The following is a 26,444-nucleotide window of genomic DNA, read 5'->3' as shown; positions in this document are numbered from 1 at the left end:
TACAGGAAATATATTCTATCTAAATTTCAACTATTGTATCACGGAATGACCCTTTTACAAGTAAAAAAAAGACCAACCTCACTCTTCGAGGCTGGTCTTAATTCCAACATGTCTGATGTTTAGATCCGGAACGAATAATAAGCATAACGCTCCGCGTTATGAATGGCCTGCCATACGTCCGTCGTCTCAGCGCCCGGATACCAGTAGGCATAACCGGCAATCTGATATTTGGCGGCCATGAGATGTTTCATCGATAAAGAGCGTGATTCCTCGGTCCATATACGATGCGGAATGCCGCCGCTGTTATAAGCTGCTTCATACTGCGCCACGCTCTCATTCCATGTGAATGAAGCCTTGTTCAGGCGAATACGATGTCCTTGCTCAGCCAAACTGATGTCCTGCGAGGATACCGACGAAGCGATCTTCCAATCTCTCGTGTACAGCGGATACGCGATGATGCTCTTCTTCGCCGGAACTTGGGTCAGCAGCTTGCTCAGTCCGGATTCGCTCCAAGGGAGCGAGGAAACGGAGCCCGCTTTGGGTGAACCGCCCCAGTGCTGGTCATAACTCATGAGCACCATATAGTCCACTTGTGTGCCAAGGGTTGCGTAATCGAATGCAGCCGTCCAATCCGTATTCAGATCAGGTGAAACATCGATGGATAGCTTGGCTCCGAGCCGCCTCATCTCTATGGATAATTGCGTGATAAAGGCCGTCAGATTCTGCCGGTCCTGAGGCATGACGTTCTCAAAATCAATATTGATCCCATCCAATCGATACCGGGATACATTCGCTGCAATACGATCAACGACAGACTTCCGGGCCTGAGCGCTGCTCAGTACTTGGTGAGTTCCTTCCGCATTCCCGCGGTTCCCCACCATAGCCCACACCTGCCGACTGTTGTTGCGAGCCCAATTCAACAGCTCCTTGTCGGTATGGTCCGTCACCTTACCGTTTGCCTCCATGTAGTACCAGCGCGGTACCAGAACATTCAAGCCGGCCCGTTTGGCATAGGTGATGTATTGCTGGGTCGTACCATTATACAACCAGCCCATATGAACATTTGCAGGAGTTTGAAGGTTAATTTGGGTCAGCACATTTCCCGACTGCAAGACCCGGTCCAGCAGCATTGCCGTCTCTTCCCGGGTGATTGCGTCCTGTGGTCTGAACTGTCCCTTGCTTCCCTGCAGCCAGCCTGTATCCGTCGCTTTACCCACCGCATTCCAAGCCCATTCCGCGATGGAAGCAGAATCCGTATAATAGTTGGTCGTATTTCCGTTGTAGTATCCATTTTCTTTCATAGCACGAATCACCATCACGGCAGCCTCTTGCCTTGTTATGGAAGCATTCGGGTAGAACCGGTAACCATTCCCCTCAACAATGGATAGATTAAGTCCTGCATGAATCCAGCCGTAGTACCATGCGGATTTGGAAACATCCCGAAACGCGGACAAATCATTTGGAACGGGTTCCATCTTGAGCATTCTGGCAATCATGGCAATAAATTCAGCCCGGGTAACCGGATTTCGCGGCAAAAAAGCTCCTGTGCCATCCCCGCTTACGATACCTCTCTTGGCCAGACGCTGGATCGCGTCTTTGGCAAAGCTTGCCGAGATATCGTGAAAATCGGTCGGACTTGGAGCTTGAGCCGCTGATGCCTGAAAATGGCCAAAAAACGATGAAAATGACAACAGCAAACAAAGTGACAGGAAATATTTCTTCAAAGGGACACCTCGATTCTATTCTATCATCTGATACCATCAGCATATCAGATGATCATAGAATCAGGCATTATTCATTTCTTGGTAATATTCGCTGCCGGTATAGATTTAACAGGATAAGATAACCGCACCGATCCCTTCTACAACAAGGGAATCCCGGGTTAAACGCGTAATATGCTCTTCGCCAAGCAGAATCTTCCATTCGCCCAGCTCAGGTAAAGCAAGGGAGGACTCTTTCCGTCCGGCATAATAGAGCACAAAGATATGTTTCTCTGGATCACCGCCCGCATGATCACGAAGCGTGAAAGCGACAGCATGCTCAGGACATGGTTCAAACCGAAAATGCTTACGAATCGACGCGGCATCCCTCAATCTGAATGCCGGATGATTCTTCCGGAGCTGAACGAGCCGTTGAATGTATTTCACTCCATCCTGGTGCTCCGATGCCATACCCCAGTCCAGCCGATTCACTTCATCACTAGCATTATAGCTGTTCTCCACTCCGTTCTTGGAGCGGTAATACTCTTGACCGGCGTGCAGGAAAGGGATTCCTTGACTGGTTAGAATCATGGCCGATGACAGCCGGTGCATATCGCGACGTGTCGCATCATTTTCCCCTTTGGTCGACAGCATAATTTTGTCCCATAGGGTATGGTTATCATGGCACTCCACGTAATTTACGCACTGATCCGGCTCAGAAGCAAACGCCTTAACATCTTTGGAATACGGAATGCCGCCCACGATGCCTTGCTTCACTTTATGAAGTAATCCACTGCCGCCGCTCACAAAGCCTTTATATTCAAAATGAAAAATATCTCCTTTAACCGCATCACGGAAACCGTCGTTAAAATGCGCGATTCGAGGCATCATGGCTGCTTGCTGCTGATTCGCTCGCTTCTTCTCATCCAGCTCGGTATTCATGACCCAGCCTTCGCCGATCGTGATGATCGACGGATCAATCTCGTCCAGGCGCGTCCTGATTTCATTCATCGTCTCCACATCCAGCAATCCCATCAGGTCGAATCGGAAACCGTCAACCCGGTACTCCTTCACCCAATGCAGAACGGATTCCACAATGAATTTCCGCATCATCGGACGCTCGGATGCCGTATCGTTACCGCACCCGGATCCGTTGGAAAATTTGCCGTCCTTCGTATAACGCAGGTAATAACCGGGTACCAGCTTCGTGAAATTGACCAGATACCCGTCATATACATGGTTATACACCACATCCATGATGACCCGTAGGCCTTGATCGTGGAATGTCTGAATCAACTCCTTCAATTCACGAATCCGAACCTCCGGCACATACGGATCCGTAGAATACGAGCCCTCGGGAGCATTGTAGTTCTTCGGGTCGTATCCCCAATTGTACTGCGGCTCATGAAGCCTGGTTTCATCCACGCTTTCCGTCGCAAAATCGTAGATCGGGAGCAGCTCCACATGCGTAGCCCCAAGCTCAACAATATGATCAAGCCCTGTACGAATCCCTCCGGGACCTCGGGTACCTGTCTCCGCCAGACCTTTAAACTTGCCTTTATGTTTCACTCCACTGTCCGGATGAATGGTGTAATCACGAACATGCAGCTCATAGATCACGGCATCTAGAGGACTATGAAGCGGCGGTTTGTCTTCTGTCCAGTGCTTAGGATCGGTCGAGGCCATGTCCAAGATGTAAGCACGATCCCCGTTGACGCCTACGGCGCCAGCATAAGGGTCGACAGCTTCGTTCCATTGATCCCCGATAAGGACCTGGTAGGTGTAGAACTTGCCTTGAAGATTCTCTCCTACTTTCAGCAGCCAAGTTCCCTTCACATCACGAGTCATCGCGAAACGCCGGGCTTCTGCTGCCTGCCAATCCGGATACAGCAGAACGTATGCCTCGCTAGCCGTCGGTGCCCATAGTCGAAACGTGGACTCTTCAGGTTGGTAGGTTAAACCCAGATCCGTTCCATCATAATAAAATTGCTTGTCAAATTCCTTATCAAAGACGGAGACTCCCCCGGTGACCGCGGGATCTCCGTAGTGAATAGCAGCGTTGCTTTCTTTTTGTACCGACAAGATGTTCACTCCTCATGTATGCTTCCTATCCAATTGTATCCGTTCAACTTCTTCCTCCGTAATGGTACGGGTACCATATCGGGCTTCCTCGTAAAGCTCAATCAAGGATTGTGGAATACGATCCTTCCTTCCATTCCATTCCTTAAGATCGCTTTCGGTTTCCCGCGGCGTTAGCGATGCTTTCCAATTATAGCCTTCCCTGATACTTCGGGAAAGTATCATCCGATACATTCGGCGAATTTTCTCATTCAAATGCTCCGATCCTTCTCCCGCCCGAAACTTTCCGCCGATACGAATACCGGACAACATCCGTTTTAGTCGTTTGGATGCCGGGTCAATATTCTCCACTTCATCTTCATAACCTAACGAGGGCTGAACGTTCTGTCTGTTCATCCTCCTGTTCATCCATGCAGAGAATCTTCTATATAGTTTAGGCAGTACTTTGCTAAACCTGAACAAAACATATATCATTCCGATCCCGATCACGGTGAACACGCCATAGATCAGCACTTGCTCCAATACTTTCATCCATGGGCTCGGCGGCTTGGTTTCTTCATCAAGAAACGACATTTCGGGAGGAGGCTCCGACGACAAAGGCGGTTCCGGAGTCTGCTCCGCACCGGAGCTGAACCATCCGGAGATCCATGCAGCGATCCCTCTCGCCATATCAGAAACCCATTGCTGCAGCTGCGGCAAGAAGGCGACCACCGCAACCAGAAGCAGCAATACGAGGATAAACCAGCGATTGTAGCGCAGAACCCGCCGTTCCAACACGGGCTGATCGTTGCCTGGCAGTGTTTCATCCAACACCAACTGCCGATTGACAAGCAACAGAGTCAATCCTAACGCCGCTGCCCCCATCCAGGTCAGAGAGGATATACCACCCTGGAATGAATCCATAAAACTTAATATAAAACTGCTGACCCCGAACAAAATCAATCCTATTAAGAAATACGTCCCCGGAAACATCAGATTCCAGCTTGCCTGCTCCATTCGGCTGCCACGATAACTGGAAATAAATATAAGGGGGATGAAATAAGCAAGGGTAATATCAACGCCTACAAATGTGATGGCTGCCGTAATGGAAACCAGGCACGCCCATAAGGTTGCCTTAAACTGACGGTCCAGCTTGAACCATCGCGCACCTGTGTAGCCAAGTAAGTACCCGCCTAATACTAGGGCAGGCCATACCCATCGGTGCGATTCAGGCAGCAGATAGAATGCCGGAATAAAGAGTACCGGAAAATAGAGCACGCATTCCACGAATCCCTGCAAGAACGTTTTTATAAATCCAGTGTCTCGAGAGGTCATGCAGACACCTCCTTCGCAGGAGACGGCGCTTCACCGAGAGGAAATACCTGAATCGTGTGCCCATGGTCCCGAAAACGCTGAAACATCTCTTCCAGCCTGGGGCTGACGTAAGTACTTAGAATGAGGATATCTCTAGCCTCTTCATGCCGGGACAGTTCAGAGGCCAAATAATCATGAAAAGAAGCCTTTCGAGTAAGCTCCAGTCTCGCCAGCATTTCAAATATCAGATGCTGCTGTGTCATGCCGCCTGCAACCGGGACGAATGCTTCATCGGTTGAATCCTCGCCAAGCGTTCCGTTTGTTCCCATTCCGATCTCCATGCCCTGCGATAATAAATGAGCTGTAATGCCCGCTGCCAGTCGGATGCCATACTCGATCGGCTCGGGCCGCGTCGCTTTGCTCCACATCTGCTCATGATCCTCTATATTCAGATAGATCAAGAGTCGGCTGTCCGCAGTGGTATCCCGCCTGTGGACCTGCAAGATGCCCGTCCGTGCGGTCGCTTTCCATTGAATATCCTTCAGCGGATCGCCGTCCCGATATTCGCGTACGCCTGATATCAGGAAAGGATCCTCCAAGATCCATCTTCGCACCAGCATTTCGCCCATCCAGGTCTGGACCGGGAGGGCCATGTCCGTCACATCCATCGGCATCGGGTACACGATAATGCCACCGGACAACGTCTTGCTCTGGACAATCGACTCCATTCCGACCAGATCCCCCGTCGTCATCGATACCGTACCCAGCTTGTACAGACCTCTGCGCTTAGCGGTAATCCGATGTCTGCGAAGGATCTTGGTCCATGGCAGAAGACTGAAGAAGCTCTTGTGGTTCTGATTGAATTGCCCCTCACTGATATCCAGGTTCAATTGATTATCAAATGCCAGCCCCGAGCGGAATTGGGATTCTACTCTTAACCAGGGCACAGGCAGCGCTTTGCGGTTCTCAATGATTTCGATCAATTCCACGGAATCTCCCTCATAGCAGGTCGACACCTTGAAGGAACGGCTGTAGTTCAGCTTTTTGAGTGCCGTCCGTTTGAAAATCTTGCCCTGCACAACGATGACCACAGCGGCGATTAACAATATCCAATAGGCTCCCATCGCCATCCGCCCCCTACGACGAAATGCCTTCTTCTGTCGGTACGGGAACCTGCTGCAGCAGCCGTTCGATCACTTCTTCCGCCGCGGCCGCACCGCCGCGGCTGTGAAGCGTCCCTCGAAGCTTCAGCCGATGCGCCCATGTCGGCACAGCCAATTCCTTCACATCATCAGGGGTAACAAACTCCCTGCCCTTGAGGACGGCTTGTACTTGCACCGCCTTCAATAAGGCTTGGCAGCCCCTTGGGCTTACGCCCGAGGCAACCGCCTCATCCCGTCTTGAATGCTCGGAAAGCGCAACGATATAGGATAATATCACATCACTGACATGTACTTTGCTGACGATATGCCTGGCTTGTACAATCCGCTCAGACGTTGCAATCGCCATTAGAGACTCCAAGGGTTGATCATCTTTAAATCGCTTCAGAATATTCACACTTTCCTCTGAGCTAGGGTATCCCATATTCAGTTTGAACAGAAAGCGGTCCAGCTGCGCCTCCGGCAGTGGAAACGTTCCTTGCTGTTCCAGTGGATTTTGCGTCGCGATCACCAAAAACGGCTCTTTCAGCTGATGGGTTACACCGTCAATGCTGATCTGGCGTTCCTCCATGCACTCCAATAAACTGGACTGCGTACGAGGTGTCGCCCGGTTGATTTCATCGGCTAGAAGGATATTCGTGAACAGAGGACCCGGACGGAATTCAAACGTCGCGGATTGTTGATTATAGAAGTAGATGCCGCTCAGATCCGACGGCAGCAAATCCGGCGTGAACTGTACTCTCTTAAACGTGCAATCAATCGACTTCGAGATGGATTTGGCCAGCAATGTCTTGCCTGTGCCCGGCACATCCTCCAACAGAACATGACCAGAAGTGACCATGGCAATAAATAGTCTGTCAATCAGCTGCTCTTTACCTACCATAACTTTGGAAACGTTTGCTCGAATGTCGTCGGCAAGACGGCGAACGCCATGATAATCTATAGTAATTGTAACCACTCCTTATGTAGTTTAACTTTACAACAAAGTTCGTCATGACATCCCATAATTCCTGTTATTCGGGACAAAATAAGATCAATTGCCGGATATTCGGCTCCCCCGTCCTTTCAAATACGGCAAGAAGCTGTCCAAGGACAGCTTCCGAAAGTGCACCCTATGGACGGATCATCCGATATTTAAAAATCTGATTATTCTGCCGTCCTTTCTTCCTGGGAAGAAGTCAAATCCGTCCTGCTTTCTGGAATCAATAGTTTGGTCAGCTCCGCTTCAGCCTGCTCGCGACGATCGATCCGGATATCGATATAATGTTTAACCTCAGGCGGCCTTGCATAAAACGGCTCCAGAGACGCATTCCACAGCTTATAGTCCGGATGCCCGCGGAAGCCGATCAGGTGATCCTTAATCCCGCTCCAGCGGACAAGGAATATATATTCATCCCGGTTCTCCACGCACTTGTTAAGCTCATGGCTTACATATCCCTTTTTCGATAACAGAACGCCGGAAGCTTCCCGAAAAGCACTTTCAAACTCGCTTGCCAGCCCCGGTTTGATATAAAGTATCGCTGATTCCAGTATCATATCGTATCCCCCTCTTCGATATCCATCCGATCAACGGTAAAATGTAACGCTTGTATATGGCAGCGCCATCCTAGGAAAACAAGTAGGTGCAGTCAAGTATATGCTGATATAATGAGAAGCATGAATACACTTATAAGGATGAGACAAACATGGCATTCGGCATCTCGAGACAGGAATTGCAGCAATGGAAGCAGAGGGTCGCACAAGGAGACATCGCTTTTTTGACTCATTATTGGTACGACAAGCGGTTTCCGGAGTTTAATACCGTAACCAAAGTAGGCTGCTCGAACATCCAGCGCCTGGAAGACTGGTGTGTATCCAACGGACTTAATCCGGAATATATCCATTACCGTCTGCCTTACCCGCATTTTGATCTGATCGGTCCCAAGCAAACCGAATTACTGCATAAGTATAGGCTCGAAGAACATATCACCCGCTTCGGTCTGTAAACGCGGATCGGCTTACTCTTTCAGAAGACTACAAAACCCGCCTGGGTCCCACGGCCATTCTCACGACTTGCCGTGTTGATCAGGCGGTTATTCATATTATTTCATCGACTGGATCGTACCGAGTTTTCGAATTGTTCTGTTCTCTTTTCATAACCTCATGTAACGGCTCCGCTAGTCATCTTCTTCAGTGTCTTGTTAATCCAGATCGCAGCCGTTGCGCCTTCCCCCATCGCCACGGTGGTTAATTCGGAATGGACGCCCAGGTCACCCGCGGCCCAGAGTGACTCGACACTCGTCATTTTGGACCTTGGATCGGTCTTGACATGACGGTTGTGCTCCAGCTCTGCCCCCAGCTGCTCGGCCAATTCGGAATAGATCATATTCCCGCCAAAAGATAGGAACCCCCGCTCCGCAGGCACGATGCTCCCATCCTCCAACACAACGGCCGATAGGATGCCGCCCTCCTCGCGAATTGCCAACACCTTTTTCTCTATATACGGAATCCCGAGATCCGCCAATTGGGACATATGCTCGGAAGAAGCCGGCTCCCCCTCATGATTGATGTAGATGATATCCCGGGTTCGCTCCGATAGCAGCACAGCCATACTGGCACCGGGATCTCCTGATCCCATCACGACGGTCTTGCGATCCTGAATTTCATATCCATCGCAATCAGGGCATACAAAAACGGATGTGCCCAGCGTAGACATCAGGCCTGGCAGCTGGGGAAAACGGTCCATCACGCCTGTTGCGAGCAGCAAGGTTTTGGCCCTGTAATGAACTCCATCTTTACCAATTAACACAAAATACTCCGATTCATCCCGTTCCGCCTTCCGGATATCATCGGCTGCAAACGTAACGCCGACAGATTCCGCCTGCAGGCGCCCCCGCCCCCTGAGCTCTTCACCAGAGACCCCATCCGGCCATCCAAGGATATTGCGGTAGCTCTTGCAGATGGTGGACCGCCCCGTTCCCCGGTCGATCACCAGGACATCATAGGCAGAATACCGCCCCAGCTGTATAGCCGCCTGCAGACCTGCAATTCCGCCGCCAATGATAATGCAATCCTTCACTTCGGTATCCAACATGTAGGTTTATCCACTCATTTCTATATCGAATTAAGCGCAGGAACTCTTTGCTTCAAGATATACTTCAAGAAGAGAGGTACACCCTAATTATTTAACCAATCTGCCGTGATTTACTCCTGAAAAATCAAATAGACCCCGGCACACAGCGCCGAGGTCCAAACCAATGAATTACAGGAGAAGCTGTCCGGCTAATGCACCGGCAATCACAACAAGCCACGGAGGGCTCTTCCAGAACATCAGCATCCCGAACAGACCCGCACCAATCACAAATTCAAGCGGACTGTGGATGGAGGATGTCCAGATGGGATGGTACAGAGCAGCCAGCAAAATCCCGACCACTGCCGCATTCATGCCTGTCAGCAAGCCTTGCAGCTTAGGGTTTCTGCGGATGCTGTTCCAGAAAGGCATGGCCCCTACGATAAGCAGAAATCCAGGCAAAAAGATAGCCAGTGTAGCCACGATACCTCCAGGAATCCCCTGAATCAAGGCCCCGAGGTAAGCGGCAAAAGTAAATAACGGACCGGGTACTGCCTGTGTGGCTCCGTAACCCGTCAGGAAATCCTCTTTAGACATCCATCCGTTCAGCACCGTCTCACTCTCCAGCAGCGGGAGAACGACGTGCCCTCCGCCGAATACAAGCGATCCGGCTCGGTAGAAGCTGTCCACCATGGCTACCCAACCGTTATCGGTCAGCCCTTTAAGGAGCGGCAGACCCACTAATAACACAACAAACAGGCCCAAGCAAAAGAGTCCGGCTCTCCGTCCGATCGGCATCTTTATCTCGGGTGCTGCTTCTTCGTTCGCTTGACGCTTGAACAACCACAGTCCTGATATGCCGGCAAGAGCAATGACCGTCACTTGAGAAATGGGACTCTGCCACAGCAGAACGACTGCCATGGCTATTAAAGCTATAGCCGCCCTTACAGGGCCTGAGGCCAGCTTTCCTGCCATACCCAGAACCGCCTGCGCCACGATGGCCACTGCGACAATTTTCAGCCCTTGAATCCAGCCTGCCGAGCCGGGATCGAAGGTTTGCATCAAATAGGCGAAGATCATAAGCATGAGCACGGACGGTAATGTGAAGCCAAGCCAGGCGACGATGCCGCCCCAGATGCCCGCTCGCATCATCCCAACTCCAATACCCACCTGGCTGCTGGCGGGACCGGGAAGAAATTGGGCCAGGGCCACCAGATCCGCATAGCTTTTTTCGTCCAACCATTGCTTGCGGCGCACATAAGTTTGGTGGAAGTATCCAAGATGTGCGATCGGTCCGCCAAACGATGTAAGCCCCAGTTGCAGAGCGGTCCACCAGGTTTCGCCGAGGGCACGCCACCTACCAGAGGGCTGCCTATTGCCAACTTGAACTTGAACTTGTTCTTTGTCTGTCTCCGGATTCAATATTCATCGCTCCCCATATGCTTAGTGTCATGTAATAGAAATCGTAAACCCGTTAACCCTTAAGTATACAGGTCATCTTTATCAAATTTCAGAGTATACCAAACTCTCATGATCAATCTACCCATTTATGTAAACGCTATGTAAAATCTAAAGAATTTTGAGTGATATCGTGTGAAATTCCGGTACATGTACTAAAAAAAGAACGACCCAACTGAACTTATGTCCATGGTTCGCTCTTATGTTCCTATTCAATGTATGCGTCACTATAATGTGACTGATATAACGTTAAACCTCCGGCTTCGTTTCGTTCGGCACGGAGAGATACCCTGGTTTCGCAGCGCCAAAACCAAAAATGAACAATACAACGACAATGGCGGATAGTACCGCCAGAGGCACCTTCCATCCCCCTGTTGCATCATGCAGGAAACCAATGAGCAGCGGACCTACTGCAGCCAATAAATAACCCAGCGACTGGGCCATACCGGATAAAGCGGCAGCTTCTTGAGCCGATTTCGTACGAAGGGTAAAGAACATCAGAGATAAACTGAAATTGGCCCCGCCTGAAATACCTACCAGCATCACCCATAGCAGATTTAATGAAGTCAGACCAGAAAACAAGCCTGCGTATCCGGTCAGCATAGACAAGGCAGAGATCGTCACCAGCATGCGCTGATTGGGATTCCGGCCAGCCAGAACAGGAATAATGAAAGAGAATGGCAGGCTGACAAATTGGAGAATCGAGAGCATCCAGCCCGCGGCACTATAATCCATGCCTTGGCTTCTCAGAATCTCGGGCAGCCATGAGATGTTCACGTAGAACGTAAACGATTGAAGACCCATGAATAAAGTAATGTACCAAGCAAGCGGTGACCTCAGCACACTCTGATGTTTGGTAGCAGCCGAACTTACCTCAGCGGTTCTTCCGGAGCTCCGGCGCTGGATGATCCATACGATGAGAGCCAAGACGGATAACGAACCCCAGATTAATAGGGACCCTTGCCAACCAAGCCCAGCTTGGGTAGCCAGCGGAACGCTGATCCCGGATGCGATCGCGGCGAGCAGGTTCATCGAAGCAGAGTATGTCCCCGTCATCAATCCGATATGCCGGGGGAAATCCCGCTTGACCAGACTTGGAAGCAGCACGTTCCCAACGGCTATAGCCATTCCGAGAAATGCGGTACCGATTAACAGCGTATAAGGGGATGATATCGAGCGGATGCCGATGCCGAATGTCAGCACCACCATACTTAGTAAAAGAGTAGTCTCCAGCCCCCATTTTTTAGCCATGGCCGGTGCCATTGGCGACAATAAAGCAAAGGCTAGTAGCGGCAGTGTAGTGAGCATACCCGCCAACGTGTTCGAGATTCCCGTATCGTCGCGGATGATCCCGATCAGCGGGCCAACCGATGTAATCGCCGCTCTCAGGTTAATGGCAATCAGGATAATACCTGCAAACATCATCCATGTACGCCCGGCGGAAGTTGTGTTTTGATCTATTGATGTTCTTGATGTCATGACATGAACTCCTTACTTTCAAGCGATATGTAAAAATAAACTTATCCGAGTTTATCACAAACCCGGATATTAGGCTATAGCCTCGGGAAGCTTCATGGCAGCTTATAGGGCCAGTCTGTCGCCTATTCAGCGTTGTACATTAACCTGTAGACGCACGTATAGAGCCCTACACAAGCGGGCTCCAAGCATACACGGATAATTTTTGGACATCACGAATGAATTCATTATAACGTTTCTGTATTTCCTCGGATGCGTACTGACGGAACTGCTCGAAGATCCCCATGCACCGCAGCATCCCGTTATCACTTTTGGTTCTGATCGAATACTCGAGGCTGTCCAGGATGTAGGATAACCCCCAATCATACTGTTTAGCATTTAAATAGTATATCCCTAACTCGGCGAGGAGGCGGGTGTATCGGTTTAATGTGACCTGATCGCTAACCTTTCCAAGTTGATTTTGCTGCGATCTATAATGCAGATGCTCTTTAAAGCGTTCCAAAATTGGATCAACCTGAAGTTGATAACGATTAGCTGCGACCATGATATTGCATAGAGCTAGAAAGATCTCATCATTTCTTGATTCAACATAATCTACATACTGATTCAGAGAACCTGGCTGCCCACTCATTAAACCATACATATATCGATTAGCCTCAGCCCATTCGCTGAACTGCTCCAAAATCAGAGATTCCTCTTGGCTCGGATTTATTACCCAATCTGGTTTATCATACAATGATACATAGTGGAGAGCATGATCGTAATCACCTCGTTCTTGATACACAAATGCCTGAATTAGGTACGAATATAGTAAATAAAAAAGAAGAGGTCTCTTTGGAAATTCAAGCGATTCAAACGTATCTCTATTTTGCTGATAATGAATTCTGGCTTGATGTTCCATTCTTTTGGCTAGAGCTTCGATTTTATCCATTCGCTGCAAAGATATATTTAAATTAATAAGCTTAACTAACGCATCCAATTGATAGATTTCATCTAACCTATCAATATAAGGCTCAAAGTATACAGCTGCTTGTAAATTTTCCTCTTGGTTCTCACCTAACCTGATTAAGAATAGTCGATACTGGCAAAGAGCTAACCGTTCGGAATACTGAAATTTTTCGCACTCGGCAACGCACTCGTATAACAAAGCTTCGGCTTCACGCTTCTCCTCGTTGAATAAGGTCTCCGCCATATCAAAAAGCATCGGTGCGTAGTTAATGTTTTCCATCGTCATTCGTGCAGCTCTATGCAAACAATCCAATTTATCCAGTTCTGCACATCGCTCAAGAAAAGGTCCAAGCCTTCGCCAATCCGGAGTCGTATGAAAAATGCTTTCCGTTATGTAAAGTTCGTAGAAATGCCCCTCTTCCAGACCCATCCCTTCGGTTATCCGGTCTAACTGGTGCATGGACATGGGACGATTCCCATTCAGGATATTACTAAGTGTCCCGCTGTTAATACCCGATATCCTGGCAAATTGGTTGATTGTCATACGATGATTCTGCAAATATCTAACTATTTCTCCGCGAATCGTGGCTGTCGTCTCCATATAACAACACCCCCAGATGGAAAACCAAATATTAGTATAGTAAATAATTAATTACATGCTATTATTTTACAATCGTTAGGTCAATAGTGATAATGAATTGCTCTTTTTTTATAATTCGAAAAATACATTAATAAAAAGAAGATAGTCCCTCGTTTTTCAGGAACTATCTTCTTTAAGATATCTTTAGTATCAGTATTATCACCGTATCCTAACTTATTAGCTTCCGACACCATGATCATGTGATAATGTTGCCCGATGTGTCGGATCTAACAGATCCGCATTGTTTGAAATAACGGGTAATGTTATTAGCATTACAATACTAAATGTAGCTAGTAGACAAGCCAATTTTCTTTTCATTTAAATCCTGCACCTCACTTACTAAAGTTTTATAGCGTTTCTGACATTCATACGAAGAAAAATCGCGAAACTGTTCAAATAATCCCATACATCTTAGCATACCCCTGTTACTATTTATTGTAATAGATTTGTCTAAACTTTCCAATATAAATTGTAAACCTTTGTCGTAATTTTTTGAATTCAAATAATATATTCCTAATTCAGACAAAAGTCGGGTATATCTTTCAGTATTAACTTGTCGATTAATGGTGCCTATATTACTTGATTGATCTTTAAGTATTAAATACACCTCAAAACGTTCCAATATTTGTTCTACGTTCAAGTCATAACGGTTGGCAGCGATCATTATATTACACAGTGCAGTGAAAATTTCATTCTCTCTAGTCGAAATGTATTCTACGTAATCAGTTAAAACCTCAACTTGTCCAACCATAAGCTGGTAGAGATATTTATTAGCCTCTCCCCAGTCCTTAAACTGATTGATAACCCGAAGTTCATCTATAGAAGGCTCAGTAACCCAGTCAGGATTCATATATAATGATACATAGTATAATCCTTGCTCATAATTTCCTCTTTCTCGACAAACATTTGCTTGAATTAATTGAGCGTACAAAATATAGAAAATTAAAGGTTTCACCTCTCCTGCCTCTAGATCATACATTTTCACATCATTCTGATACTGAATCTTTGCTTTACTACCCATTTTTTTAGCTAATTCTTCAACTTTATCCCATCGATTTAGCGATACATTTATATTAATCAATTGTCTTAATGCATCCAACTGATACATCTCATCCAACCGATCCACAAACGGCTCAAAATAAACAGCTGCTTGCAAGTTTGCATCCTGATCATCCGTAAGCCCAAGCGTAAACAACCGATACTGACAAAGGGCCAACCGCTCCGAATGCTGAAATCGTTCACTCTCCGCCACACTTTTATACAGCAGTACAGCCGCCTCATGCTTTCCCTCTTTGAAAAAAAGCTCTGCCGTTTCAAAGAGTAAGGGGGAATAAGAGATATTATCCATCGTCATCCGGACAGCCTTGTCCAGACAATTCAGCTTCCCCAGCTCCGCGCATCGGTGAAGAAACGGACCCAGCCGACGCCAATCCGGCGTAGCATGAAAGATGCATTCATCTATATACAACTCGTAAAAATAACCCTCTTCCAGACCCATACCTAACGTAATCCGGTCCAACTGCTGCATGGAAATCGGACGGTTCCCATTCAGAATGTTGCTGAGTGTGCCGCTATTGACCCCCGATATCTCAGCAAATCGATTAATCGTCATTTCGTGCTTATGTAGAAACTCTTCCATTTGTTCGCGAATCGTGGCTGTCCTTTCCAAGCTAACACCACCCTCTAGGATCGAACCCAAATATTAGTATATTTCTCTATACAGTAATCATATTGATTAATATTCCAGCGGTCAATACTTATTTACGTCATTTTTTTACAAAAAATAACCAATACAATTTAAAAATGCCAAATTCAGCACTTTTCTTTACTATTTATATATCGTCATATGGATCACTACGATGAGAAAAAGCGCTCCGAAATTTTCGGAAGCGCTTTGAAAGTTGGATTAAACCTTCCTGACATCAATCAAGTCAGGGCCGTTACTTACTATATCCTCTCCTAGCTCCTTCTTGCCTGAATTAAGGTGAACCAATCCGAATCCCCATTAAATACACCGTGTACTCTGTATACAGGCTGATAGAAGCCCTTCGTGTCATATATAAACGTAAGCTCGATTCCTGTTATATCTAGTTGGTCACCCTTTTTAATGACGAGTTGATCAGGCTTTAATATTGCATTTCTTTTGATTTGAGGAAATTCTCCATCCTTGATACGCTCATATACCTCTGCAGGAGACAGGATATCTACTTCCTTAATGAATTGATTCTCTTGTATCCCGTCATTTATTGAATAGATACTGCCATCTTGTTTAAGACCGAGTAACAGTTCGCCAGTCCAATAATTTCCGTTTAACCCCGCTTTATCCGGGAGGGACCATTGAAATTCTCCGCTATCCAATGCTGTTAAATGAGCCTCTTGAGGGAGTAGGCCAAGATCGGCTATTATGGTTTTGGCTTTTGAGAGCATCGGTTCTTGGTCAGCGAATGAAGCCCGCTCTTCTGTATAATTGTTCTCGATTAACGACCAGTTCCCCTCTTGGGATTGATAGAAGGTATATGGTGTTCCTGATTTGTCTTCCATTAGAACCTCACGTACGCCGCCCAGATCCTTAACCTTCAACTCAGATAATCCTAACTTCTGCTGCAGCAGGGTCTCTACACCATCCCGCTGAATGATTTTCTTGTATACGGGAGCGACTGCAGGTGCCGTGCTTAGCTGAAGGGATGTTGTCACTTGAACATCTGTCATGTTCCATTTGGTATACGAGTTTATGGCCAGATTGCCGAACTCCTGTTGGGAATACACAATATGCATACCGATAAAAAACAAACCCATGATTAGAGGGATCGCCAGGTTTCCCAGCAGACTTTTCATTTTTACTCTTTTGTTGTCAACAATGGAAGCAGTAAGTCTGTATAACTGATATCCAAAAATACCACCAAGCGTGTTGTTCATGATATCAGCAAGCTCAAACAGCCCTGCACCTGACAGCGTCTGATAGGTTTCAATAAAGAGCGTAGAACCTACCACGACTAGAAGAAGCCACTTAAACGCTTTACATTTTCGGCTGATGAAGGGCAGCAATATTCCCATAGGGATAAACATGATGATATTAAATATGCCGTTCTGAAGATCACGTAAGGAATATTTGTTCCACGCTTCGATATAATCGCTGAATGGATGGAGATTTATCTGCAAGAAATGGGAATGGCCGCGCCCGAGCATGGTTAGCTCAAGCACAAATACAACATATCCGATGAACAAGGCGCCAAGAAAAAGCTTTTTCATATGAATCCTTGGCTTTCTCTCTGATTGTTGTTTTCTATAATAAAGATAATAATATAACCCGATTAGAACGAATTCGATCCCGATAATTAATATGACCGGCAGCATTAAAATACGTAGATTCGTATAGATTGCATCGATCCCCAAGACGAGGTCCCCCTTATGACTTTATTCTAATGATGGTTGACACTGTCTTTCCTTGCAGTTTCAAGTCAGAGTCGGTCATTTTTATATACTCTCCTGCTTTAACGCGTCGATAATGTTATCCTTTTTTACTTTCGCGCTGGAATATAGCATGGCAGAACCGACAATGACAAATACGGAGGCAATGACAGACAGAATACTCATCCAGGGAAGGACGAATCCGTAGCTAAATTTGTTCGCAAATGCCTTATAGATCACATACATCACGATGAAGCTGATAGGAAGCCCGAACAGCAGTGATTTGGCCCCATAAACAACACTTTCGTAGTTCATCATTTTCGCAAAGCCTTTTGGCGTCATTCCAACGGATTTCAGCATCGCAAATTCCCGCTTTCGAAGGGAGATGCTCGTTGAGATCGTATTAAAAATATTCGCAATCGAAATCACTGAAATTAATACGATAAAGCCATAAGAAAAGACGGACATCAATAGTATCATCTGTTCTTCCTGTTTTCTGGATTGATACACATTATACGCATACAGATTAGGTTCTTTCATATCTTCGATTTCCTGCTGCGTTTTCAGCGGGTCCGCACTTTTCAGATAGAGAAAGGTTTGAACGAACTCCCCGCTCTTATCGTCTGCCAGTTGATTCAGGACCTGTTCCGAAACGACTATATTTAGCCCGCCTGTTCCGACTAAGTTCAACCCCATCGGAGATCGATCTGTCAACGCCGCAATGTACACTTTACTTACATCCGTTTCTTGCTCCGTTTCCTCATGGATCGTCGTCAAATCGAGACTTTGCCCGACACCCGCATGAATTACCTTCGTTTGGACGTATTTTCCCGTCTCCATATCTTTATAATCGATCGTATCAATCACGATGGCGGCGGGATGATCCGGATCCGTCAGTAGCTCGTAATCTGCGCCGACTGCTTTGGCATAAGCCCGCAGGTTCGAATCGTTTAATGCAGCGATTTTAATATCATAAGGATATTTTCCGTCCTTCAGCATACTCCGATCCTTCTTGACCGCCTCCTGCAATTCATCGGCGATGGACGCTTCTTCGATCCAAGCGTTCCTGTACAACTCATGTATTACGCTGTATTCCGACACATCCGAAAGGGATGCAATGGATTGAACCAACCGATCGTCTATTCTTTTTTCATTGCCGTAAGATAGTTCGATATCATAGTTGACGCCTTCCTGCGACATAGCCAAGGTTTGTTTCAGATTACCGGTAAAAAATGATACCGTTAAAAACAAAACGATGCTGATCACGAGCGAAAACACGGTGGCATGGTATCTCCGCTTGTTCCTTTTCAAGTTTTTCAATCCGATCTCCGCTTCGATTCCGAAGAGCCTTCGAATCCATTTCGGCGTTTCCACGCTTTTGCCCGTAAGCTTCACATCGGTAGTTTGACGAATCGCATCCATGGCGGAAATCCGGGATGCTTTGACGGCCGGGAGATACGTCGAAATGAAAATCGTGAACATCGAAACAGTGCAGGCAATCAAAAGCGATAACGGCGTGACGATTACCGTTAGCTTTTCAGTAATTCCTAATGCTCCTTGAATTGTAGCGTTAATAAACTGAAAAGTAATGCCGATCCCGGCAAGACCGCATAGGATTCCAACGGGAATGCTGATCAAGCCAATAATGACCCCCTCAAAAAACACCGAATTTCTCTTCTGCCTTTTCGTAGCCCCCACGCTTGCAAGCATCCCTAAATGACGGGAACGTTCCGAGACGGAAATCGCAAAAGCATTATAGATCAGCGAAACCGAGCCGATCATAATAACCGCCATCAGGATCAACGATAAGGAGAACATCGTGCTGTACGAGGCTTCGCTTTTGGAGACGCCATAATAATGAAGCAAATCGTGATGATATTGGACTGTTTCGATATGGTTGTTCTCTGCCAAATTTTCAGCATGAGCGAACAAAGACTGATTGACTTTTTGCAAGACGACCACCGCATTGACTCGATCGTTTGCCCCGATGAGGTTTTCATTGACATAGCTAATGGCCGTATACCCCGGGGCCCACGCCGGTTCCCATACGGGAGATTTGATGAAGCCTACGACCGTGTAATCCCTTGTCGTTATATTTTGCAGCGTTTCGTTCTTTTCGTTATCTACCATGCGCAGCGATTCCGTTTGACCCAGCGGTTGATCGTTCCCTACCTCGAATCGTTTGCCGACGCGAAGGGTAAGACGATCTCCGAGTTCGTACTTCACCTTGGCATTCATCGCAATAGCTTCAGAAATTACAACTTCCTTGTCTGTTTGCGGCAGACGCCCCTTGCTCAATTCAATCGGAAATTGCGCTAAACCTTGTGCATCATACGCCTTGATGAACAAATACGGCTTATTTGTATTTTGTCCCCCTTCGAATGGGGCATAGCCAAGATCCTTGGTGATTGCAAGGGTCTTGGTTGCGTCATCGTTTTTTATCGCTGCAAGCTGTTCCTTGTTGACATCCTGATATAAGACATGCCATTCCCCTTCATCCGCGATGGTTTGCCTTTTCATTAAATCCAAGTAAGAAAAACCAAGCGTAGCAACAGCCGTCACCATGGCAACTGACAACATGACACCTATGATGGTTACAAGCGTTCGTCTCTTGTTTTGCCTCAAATGTCTGACGGTAAGTTTATTGACAATATTCAAGGACGAATCACCTCGTCTTTGGCAATTCTTCCGTCCTCAATCGAAATGACCCTGTCCGCTTGCAAAGCGATTCGTTCGTCATGCGTGATCACGATCAATGTCTGGCGATAGGTTTTATTCAACATTTGTAATAAGTCGATGATCTCGCTGCTATTCTTGCTGTCCAAATTCCCAGTGGGTTCGTCCGCCAGCATAATGGCAGGATTACTAATGAGCGCTCTGCCGATCGACACCCTTTGCTGTTGTCCGCCTGATAATTGATTGGGCAGATAGTTTAAACGATGCTGCAGATTCAGAGTCTTCACCAGACCATCCAACTGCTTCTGATCTACCTTTTGGTCATCAAGCAAGAGCGGGAGCGTAATATTCTCTTCCACCGTCAGGACGGGAATCAGATTAAAAAACTGGTAGATCAGTCCGATTTGTCTCCGCCTGAAGATGGCCAACTGCGTTTCGTCCAAGTTATACATGTCCGTACCCTCTACGAGGACTTTGCCGCTAGTCGGCCGATCCACACCGCCCAGCATATGCAGCAGCGTGGATTTCCCCGATCCGGACGGGCCGATAATCGCGACAAATTCGCCTTTTTGAACCGAAAATGAAATATCGTCAAGCGCCTTTACCGCCGATTCGCCTGTGCCGTATATTTTAGACAAATGCTCGATTTTTAAAATTTCCAATGCAAACCCTCCATCTCGTTGCTGATGGATATCATTTTACCTGTCCAAAATGACTTTCAAGTGACTGCCAAGATGACAATTTAGTCACATACGGTTAAATCACTTGTTTATAAAACTTAATTCGAAATTGCGTACCCTTGTCGCTGCTGCTTGTCACATCGATCACTCCGTTCTGGCTTGCAATAATGCTGTAAGCCATCGCAAGACCAATGCCGATGCTTCCCTCGCTCGCATTTTTCCCTTTGTAAAAACGCTTAAAAATATAAGGTAAATCTTCTTTTGGAATTCCTTTACCGTTATCGGCAATGATAATTTCCGTAAATAGCGCATTTTCGGAAAAAGAAATGGCTATGCGTCCGCCTTCATGCGTGTGCTCGACACCGTTTTTCAATATATTAATGAGCGCTTCGGCCGTCCATTTGAAATCACCGACAAAACAGACGTTTTCATCGCCTTTGATGGTTACCGTTTGGTCCTTGATTTCCAACGGAATCAACACCGGTTCTAATGCCTTTTGTATAAGCTTATTAACGAATACCTGATCTTTTTTGAACTGGATTGTCTTTTCCTCGATTTTCGATAGCTTTAATAAGGAAGAAACAAGCCAATCGATTCGTTCAAGCTGAATACGGATATTGCGAGTGAACTCCGTTCTTTTCGCTGGGGGCAGGTCGGGTTTGCTTAATAAATCCGCCATCACCGTCATGGAGGTAAGGGGCGTTTTAAGCTGATGCGAGATATCGGAAATGGCATCCGTTAGCCCCGTTTTGTCTCGCTGCAGAAGCGACCGCTGCTCTGATAGCATAAGCGTCACTTTATAAATATCATTCTTTAAAATGCTAAGCTCACCTTCTTGATTATCGCGAGCGTCAAGTGAATAATTACCGCTGCTAATTTCACGCAAATAGACGGACAGCTTTTCAAGTTCGCCGTATCTCCATCTCGTGAATAACAGACTGCTTCCCATAAGTAAAATAGACATGATGAAAACGAGCGCCGCAGCTACAGACGAAATAAAAGCAGCCGCAACGCCCCCCGCTAAACTGATGGAACCCATAATCAACAATAAAATCTGAACCTCTCGATTACGCAGCATCTAATCACCAACCTTATATCCTAAACCGCGTACCGTTTTGATCATCGTGGGATGCTGCGGATCATCCTCCAGCTTTTCCCGTAGCCTTTTGATATATACCGTTAGCGTATTGTCGTTCACGAAGTCGCCTGCCACGTCCCAAATCTGCTCCAAAAGCTGATTTCTTGACAGAACTTGCCCAATATGGTTACCAAAAATCAACAATAAGCGATACTCCAAAGCGGTCAATGAAATTTCGGCTCCGTTTTTATACACTTTTCCTTCCAGCGTATTCATGCGAACCTGGTTCAGGTTAATGATCCCTTGGGTTTGAGGGGACTTATGGTATCTACGCAGGACGGACTTGATCCGCGAGAGAAGCTCGCGAATACGAAAAGGCTTTGTAATATAATCATCGGCTCCCATATCAAGCCCCATAACAACATTGACCTCATCGTCGATCGCCGTTAAAAAGATGACCGGAATATCTCGTCGTTCTTTCACCATTTTGCACAATTCATAACCGCTTCCATCCGGAAGCGATAAATCAAATAAGCATAGAGCGAATTGATCTATATGTTCAGTAAGCACTTTTTTTGCAGATTCGACATCATAGCAAAGAACGGTAGAAAAGCGATCTTGCTGCAGCGAATATTCCAGTCCGGACGCGATCGTTTTATCATCTTCCACTAATAATATTTTCATCTGCAGATCATCTTTACGAACGACCATGAAGAAATAAGCCTCCTACATTCAAATGTCCGCTAGCTCAAGCTTAGCGGTCGTCAGGCATTTTCAAAACACAATCTTGATGTTATTCCCGATTAAAGATGTGGCTCACCCAACATTAACACGTTATCAGGAATCCTTGCAAAAAGCGATGGAACTGAAACCAGTCATATGATTAACCGGCCTCGATAGATAACTGACCAGGAAAAAATTAGCGTATAAAAAAACGCTAAGCCTGTCAAGATTGAAGGCTTAGCGTTATATTCATAGAATGATTCCCGTCTCAACGCAAGATGCTTACCCAAGAACCAAACGATCATCCGACAGCTTATGACCGCTAATCTGCTCAAATTCCCCGAGCAGCTGCTCCACCGTCAGCGATTTCTTGCGCTCTTCGTTCACATCCAGAATGATACGTCCTTTGTCCATCATAATGAGGCGATTGCCTAGACGGATTGCTTGCTCCATGTTATGTGTGACCATGAGCGTGGTCAGCTTCATGTCGCGTACGATGTCATCGGTTATTCGGATGATCAGCTCCGCACGTGCCGGATCAAGCGCTGCCGTATGTTCATCCAGCAGCAGGATTTGTGGCTGAGTGAAGGTCGCCATCAGCAAGCTTAGCGCTTGACGTTCCCCTCCGGAGAGCATCCCTACTTTGGCTCGGAGCCGATCCTCGAGACCAATGCCGAGCCGCTCTAAATGCTTGCGGAAGCCCGCGCGCTTGGAAGCTGTAACGCCAATGCTGAGTCCACGGGACTGGCCGCGGCGATGAGCCATCGCAAGATTCTCTTCAATGGTCATATGCGGCGCTGTCCCCGCCATCGGATCCTGAAATACCCGGCCGATCCAGCGGCTGCGACGATATTCCGGCAGATGGCCAATTGAAGTGCCGTCAATGCGTACTTCGCCCGCATCGGGCTTCATTACCCCGGAAATAATATTCATCAGCGTGGATTTGCCTGCACCATTACTTCCGATAACCGTTACAAAATCCCCCGGCTTCAAGTGAAGATTGATATCCATCAAGGCAATCTTCTCGTCCACGGTTCCCGGATTGAACAGCTTGGACACACGGTTCATTTCCAGCATCAGAGCGCACCTCCATTGGTCTTCCCTTGCGTAGCTAACAGTTCGGTTGAGCGCCTCCGTGCCTGTGAACGCTGTTTCATCGCCCGATTGATGGTCGGAACCACAAGAGCGATAATGACGATGATCGCTGTGATCAATTTTAAATCCGACGCTTCGAGCCATGGGATCTCATAAGCAGCAGCAACGACAATCCGATAAATAATCGAACCGCAGACTACAGCCAGCGTCGTCCGGAATACCGAACCGGTCCCCAGCACGGCTTCGCCAATAATAACGGATGCCAGACCGATAACAATCATTCCGATACCCGAACTGATGTCGGCAAAACTGGATTGCTGGGCAACCACCGCCCCGGATAAGGCAACCAAGCCGTTCGAGATGCTGAGCCCCAGAATGGTTGTGGTGTCCGTGTTGGCACCAAAGCTGCGGATCATCCGCTTGTTATCTCCTGTCGCACGCAGTGCAAGACCAAGATCCGTGCGGAAGAATGCATCCAGCAGCAGTTTTCCGATAATTACGATCACCAACATAATATAGATCGGATCAATGGATCCGAAGATATTCGCTTCCTGGCTTAACGAAATATTAGGCTTACCCATAATCCTCATATTGATCGAATACAGGGCAATCATCATAATAATGCCGGAGAGCAAACCGTTGATCTTGCCCTTGGTATGAAGCAGGCCTGTACAGATACCGGCTAACATGCCTCCGGCAAATGCAGCCAGCGTCGCAAGCCATGGATTCACACCGTTGGTAATCAGAATCGCTGCAATCGCTGCACCTGTAGTAAAACTCCCATCCACCGTCAGATCCGGAAAATCCAGAATCCGGAACGTAATATATACGCCAAGTGCCATCAGCGCATACAGCAGCCCCAATTCAATCGGACCATCCAGCCTCATCACGAAATCCAGCATGTCATTGACCTCCTTAAGGATTAAGAAGTAAGGCGCGGGCTGTTATCTCCGCGCCTTACCGTTACTCGATGATGTTGTTGTCCGGGTCCTTGACTTCCTGTTTCATGGCGTCTGTCACTTCAATACCATAGTCAGCCGCAACCTTCGTGTTCAGGATCAGATCCAACTTATCCGGCTTCGTCACTTCCATCTCCGCCGGATTTTTGCCGTTTTTCAGGATCTCTACAGCCATTTGTCCAACTTGATAGCCGTGGTCGTAATACTTAAATCCGACGGTTGCAAAAGCCCCCTTCTCCACCGTATCGCGGTCGCTGGAGAAGAACGGAATTTTATTCTTTTGTGCCGTTTGGATAATCGCGTCAACGCCGCTGACCACGACATTATCCAACGTGATATAGTATGCATCTACCTTGCCGACTAACGACTCTGCGGCCTGCTTCACTTCCGAAGTGTTTGTGACAGCTGCCTTAACCAGCTCGATGCCGTGCTCGGCAAGCGCCTCTTCAGCCGTCTTTGCCATCACCACTGCATTGGCTTCCCCTTCATTAATGACTAGGCCGATTTTCTTAACGTCCGGGAAGTTAGTGCTGATGAAATCCATCAGCTGTTTAGCTGCCTCCGGATTAGTATCCGATGCCCCGGTGACGTTGCCACCCGGCTTCTGAAGGTCGCTCACCAGCTTCGCGTCAACCGGATCCGTCACCGCTGCGAACAGCACCGGCTTCTCCTTTACGTTCTCAGCCACGGCCTGTGCGGACGGGGTTGCGATAGCGACCACCAGATCCGATTTCGTATCCTTCAGCTTCTGACCGATCGACAGGTTGTTCGCTGGATCGCCTTGCGCATTGTTGTAGTCGATTTTCAGCGTATTGTCTTCCTCGGAAATTCCGGCTTCCTTTAAAGCCGCCAGAATGCCTTCCCGCGTTGCATCCAAGGATGGATGCTCTACGATCTGCGAAATAGCGATGCTATAGGATTTCTTCTCCGCTTCTCCGCCGCTTCCCGTTTGAGTCGTACCGCCGCCTTCCGGCTTGTCCCCGCATCCTACCGCCGTAACCAGCAGTGCGGAGAGTGTTAGTGATAACCACATTTTTCTCTTCATCATGATTCCCCTCTCATTGATTAACCGCTTCGTTCTTAAACCATAATTTTCTACATAAAGCGACAACGCTTCCCCGCTTTCATCGACGAAAGCATTAAAGTCAAAAAATAGGTCGTTCCAATTGAACAACGGTCTATTATGAACATTTTATATGTACCTAATTGTTTTCGTCAATCAAGATTTTATAAAGCGTATGATGGTTTACATAAAGAACATCCCCGGATGTCACACGCTTCCGGGGATGTCAGCCAAATGAAGTATTATTTATATAGTAGAAAAAATATCGACGTCTACAAAATGGATCGGCCCTGCATCGTCGCTAACCACGCTTCGGCCATGAGCGCATGACCAGCCGGTGAAGGATGAACACCGTCAGATGCCCAATAAGCCATCTCGATCTTGGAGCTGGCTGCAGCAAAAATGCCGTCGAGCGGAACGTATAACGTCTCAAATTCTCGCGATAATTCCCGAACGGCCTGAATCTTGGGATCCAGATCCTCCCGCCACTCCTTCTTCGCTTCCGTAACAGGCAGCAAGAACGGCTCCATGAGAATAAAATTCGCGCCGGTTAACTCGCGGGTTTGGATAAGCAGTTCACGATACCCTTCATAGTAGGCTTCCACCGACGTTGCTTCCCCCCGGTTATACTTCCTGCCGGTCTCATTAATACCAACCAGGATGGATACCCATGTCGGATCCAGATCAATACAGTCTTCCTCCCAACGCCCCCGCAAATCGACGACCCGGTTACCGCTGATTCCGCGGTTTACAAAACGCAGCCTTTTCAAAGGCAGCTCCATGCTTAGCCGGGCAGCAGCCATCAGCGCATATCCGTTCCCCAAACTGTCCGACTCCTCGTAATTTCGACCGCAATCGGTAATACTGTCGCCCTGAAACAATACGAGTGCATTCTGTTCGATATGTACCATGCTGTTCAACGCCTCCAATAATGAAAGTGTTCTCCTGCTCACCCCTTC

The 26,444-nt window shown here is 47.4% G+C and carries 21 protein-coding genes; 1 reads left to right on the top strand and 20 read right to left on the bottom strand.

Going from position 1 to position 26,444, the window contains the following annotated elements; genetic code table 11:
• Window positions 1-119: 119 nt before the first annotated feature.
• The 6 genes from AK95_RS12410 to AK95_RS12385 form a co-directional block, all read right to left on the bottom strand.
• Window positions 120-1,724, bottom strand: coding sequence for an S-layer homology domain-containing protein (locus AK95_RS12410; protein ID WP_071220254.1), 1,605 nt, complete (start codon window positions 1,722-1,724; stop codon window positions 120-122).
• A 105-nt stretch (window positions 1,725-1,829) separates the two neighbouring features.
• Complete coding sequence (gene pulA / locus AK95_RS12405; RefSeq protein ID WP_071220253.1) at window positions 1,830-3,782, bottom strand: type I pullulanase; 1,953 nt, start codon at window positions 3,780-3,782, stop codon at window positions 1,830-1,832.
• 12 nt (window positions 3,783-3,794) lie between these two features.
• Window positions 3,795-5,093: a DUF4129 domain-containing protein gene (locus AK95_RS12400; RefSeq protein WP_071220252.1), complete on the bottom strand. Its 1,299-nt coding sequence runs from the start codon at window positions 5,091-5,093 to the stop codon at window positions 3,795-3,797.
• Complete coding sequence (locus AK95_RS12395) at window positions 5,090-6,196, bottom strand: DUF58 domain-containing protein (protein WP_071220251.1); 1,107 nt, start codon at window positions 6,194-6,196, stop codon at window positions 5,090-5,092. The genes AK95_RS12400 and AK95_RS12395 overlap by 4 nt, the downstream gene beginning before the upstream one ends.
• 13 nt (window positions 6,197-6,209) lie before the next feature.
• On the bottom strand, window positions 6,210-7,190 hold the full coding sequence (locus tag AK95_RS12390) for an AAA family ATPase (protein ID WP_071220250.1): 981 nt from the start codon (window positions 7,188-7,190) through the stop codon (window positions 6,210-6,212).
• 188 nt (window positions 7,191-7,378) lie between these two features.
• Window positions 7,379-7,768 (bottom strand): antibiotic biosynthesis monooxygenase family protein, encoded by a 390-nt coding sequence (locus AK95_RS12385; protein ID WP_071220249.1) that lies wholly within the window; start codon window positions 7,766-7,768, stop codon window positions 7,379-7,381.
• Window positions 7,769-7,917: 149 nt separating this feature from the next.
• Here AK95_RS12385 and AK95_RS12380 point away from each other — a divergent pair, with 149 nt between their 5' ends.
• Window positions 7,918-8,217: a hypothetical protein gene (locus AK95_RS12380; protein ID WP_071220248.1), complete on the top strand. Its 300-nt coding sequence runs from the start codon at window positions 7,918-7,920 to the stop codon at window positions 8,215-8,217.
• A gap of 155 nt (window positions 8,218-8,372) precedes the next feature.
• Here AK95_RS12380 and AK95_RS12375 read toward each other — a convergent pair whose 3' ends face one another.
• From AK95_RS12375 to AK95_RS12310, 14 genes are all read right to left on the bottom strand, one after another.
• The gene (locus tag AK95_RS12375; protein ID WP_071220247.1) at window positions 8,373-9,305 is read right to left on the bottom strand and encodes an NAD(P)/FAD-dependent oxidoreductase; all 933 of its coding nucleotides are present in this window, start codon (window positions 9,303-9,305) and stop codon (window positions 8,373-8,375) included.
• Between the two features lie 168 nt (window positions 9,306-9,473).
• Window positions 9,474-10,703, bottom strand: a complete 1,230-nt coding sequence (locus AK95_RS12370) for a chromate transporter (protein WP_071220246.1) — start codon at window positions 10,701-10,703, stop codon at window positions 9,474-9,476.
• Between the two features lie 285 nt (window positions 10,704-10,988).
• Entirely contained in the window at window positions 10,989-12,218 is a 1,230-nt protein-coding gene (locus tag AK95_RS12365; protein WP_071220245.1) for a CynX/NimT family MFS transporter, read from the bottom strand.
• A 166-nt stretch (window positions 12,219-12,384) separates the two neighbouring features.
• Entirely contained in the window at window positions 12,385-13,764 is a 1,380-nt protein-coding gene (locus AK95_RS12360; protein ID WP_071220244.1) for a helix-turn-helix domain-containing protein, read from the bottom strand.
• Window positions 13,765-14,083: 319 nt separating this feature from the next.
• A complete protein-coding gene (locus tag AK95_RS12355; RefSeq protein WP_071220243.1) occupies window positions 14,084-15,472 on the bottom strand; it encodes a helix-turn-helix domain-containing protein in 1,389 nt (462 codons plus the stop codon).
• A 290-nt stretch (window positions 15,473-15,762) separates the two neighbouring features.
• Window positions 15,763-17,196, bottom strand: coding sequence for a VanZ family protein (locus tag AK95_RS12350; RefSeq protein WP_071220242.1), 1,434 nt, complete (start codon window positions 17,194-17,196; stop codon window positions 15,763-15,765).
• Window positions 17,197-17,277: 81 nt separating this feature from the next.
• Complete coding sequence (locus AK95_RS12345) at window positions 17,278-19,869, bottom strand: ABC transporter permease (protein ID WP_071220241.1); 2,592 nt, start codon at window positions 19,867-19,869, stop codon at window positions 17,278-17,280.
• The gene (locus AK95_RS12340; RefSeq protein ID WP_071220240.1) at window positions 19,866-20,549 is read right to left on the bottom strand and encodes an ABC transporter ATP-binding protein; all 684 of its coding nucleotides are present in this window, start codon (window positions 20,547-20,549) and stop codon (window positions 19,866-19,868) included. The genes AK95_RS12345 and AK95_RS12340 overlap by 4 nt, the downstream gene beginning before the upstream one ends.
• Before the next feature lie 94 nt (window positions 20,550-20,643).
• The gene (locus AK95_RS12335; protein WP_071220239.1) at window positions 20,644-21,645 is read right to left on the bottom strand and encodes a sensor histidine kinase; all 1,002 of its coding nucleotides are present in this window, start codon (window positions 21,643-21,645) and stop codon (window positions 20,644-20,646) included.
• On the bottom strand, window positions 21,646-22,329 hold the full coding sequence (locus AK95_RS12330) for a response regulator transcription factor (RefSeq protein WP_071220492.1): 684 nt from the start codon (window positions 22,327-22,329) through the stop codon (window positions 21,646-21,648).
• Window positions 22,330-22,650: 321 nt separating this feature from the next.
• Complete coding sequence (locus AK95_RS12325; protein WP_071220238.1) at window positions 22,651-23,445, bottom strand: ABC transporter ATP-binding protein; 795 nt, start codon at window positions 23,443-23,445, stop codon at window positions 22,651-22,653.
• Window positions 23,445-24,365: an ABC transporter permease gene (locus tag AK95_RS12320; protein WP_071220237.1), complete on the bottom strand. Its 921-nt coding sequence runs from the start codon at window positions 24,363-24,365 to the stop codon at window positions 23,445-23,447. Before AK95_RS12320 ends, AK95_RS12325 begins: the two co-directional genes overlap by 1 nt.
• A 61-nt stretch (window positions 24,366-24,426) precedes the next feature.
• Window positions 24,427-25,467, bottom strand: a complete 1,041-nt coding sequence (locus tag AK95_RS12315; protein ID WP_071220236.1) for an ABC transporter substrate-binding protein — start codon at window positions 25,465-25,467, stop codon at window positions 24,427-24,429.
• 290 nt (window positions 25,468-25,757) lie between these two features.
• Entirely contained in the window at window positions 25,758-26,396 is a 639-nt protein-coding gene (locus AK95_RS12310; protein WP_071220491.1) for an SGNH/GDSL hydrolase family protein, read from the bottom strand.
• Between the last annotated feature and the right edge of the window lie 48 nt (window positions 26,397-26,444).

It is taken from the genome of Paenibacillus sp. LC231, from assembly GCF_001860525.1.
Taxonomy (GTDB): domain Bacteria; phylum Bacillota; class Bacilli; order Paenibacillales; family Paenibacillaceae; genus Paenibacillus_AQ.
This window is presented reverse-complemented; position numbering and strand designations above follow the sequence as displayed.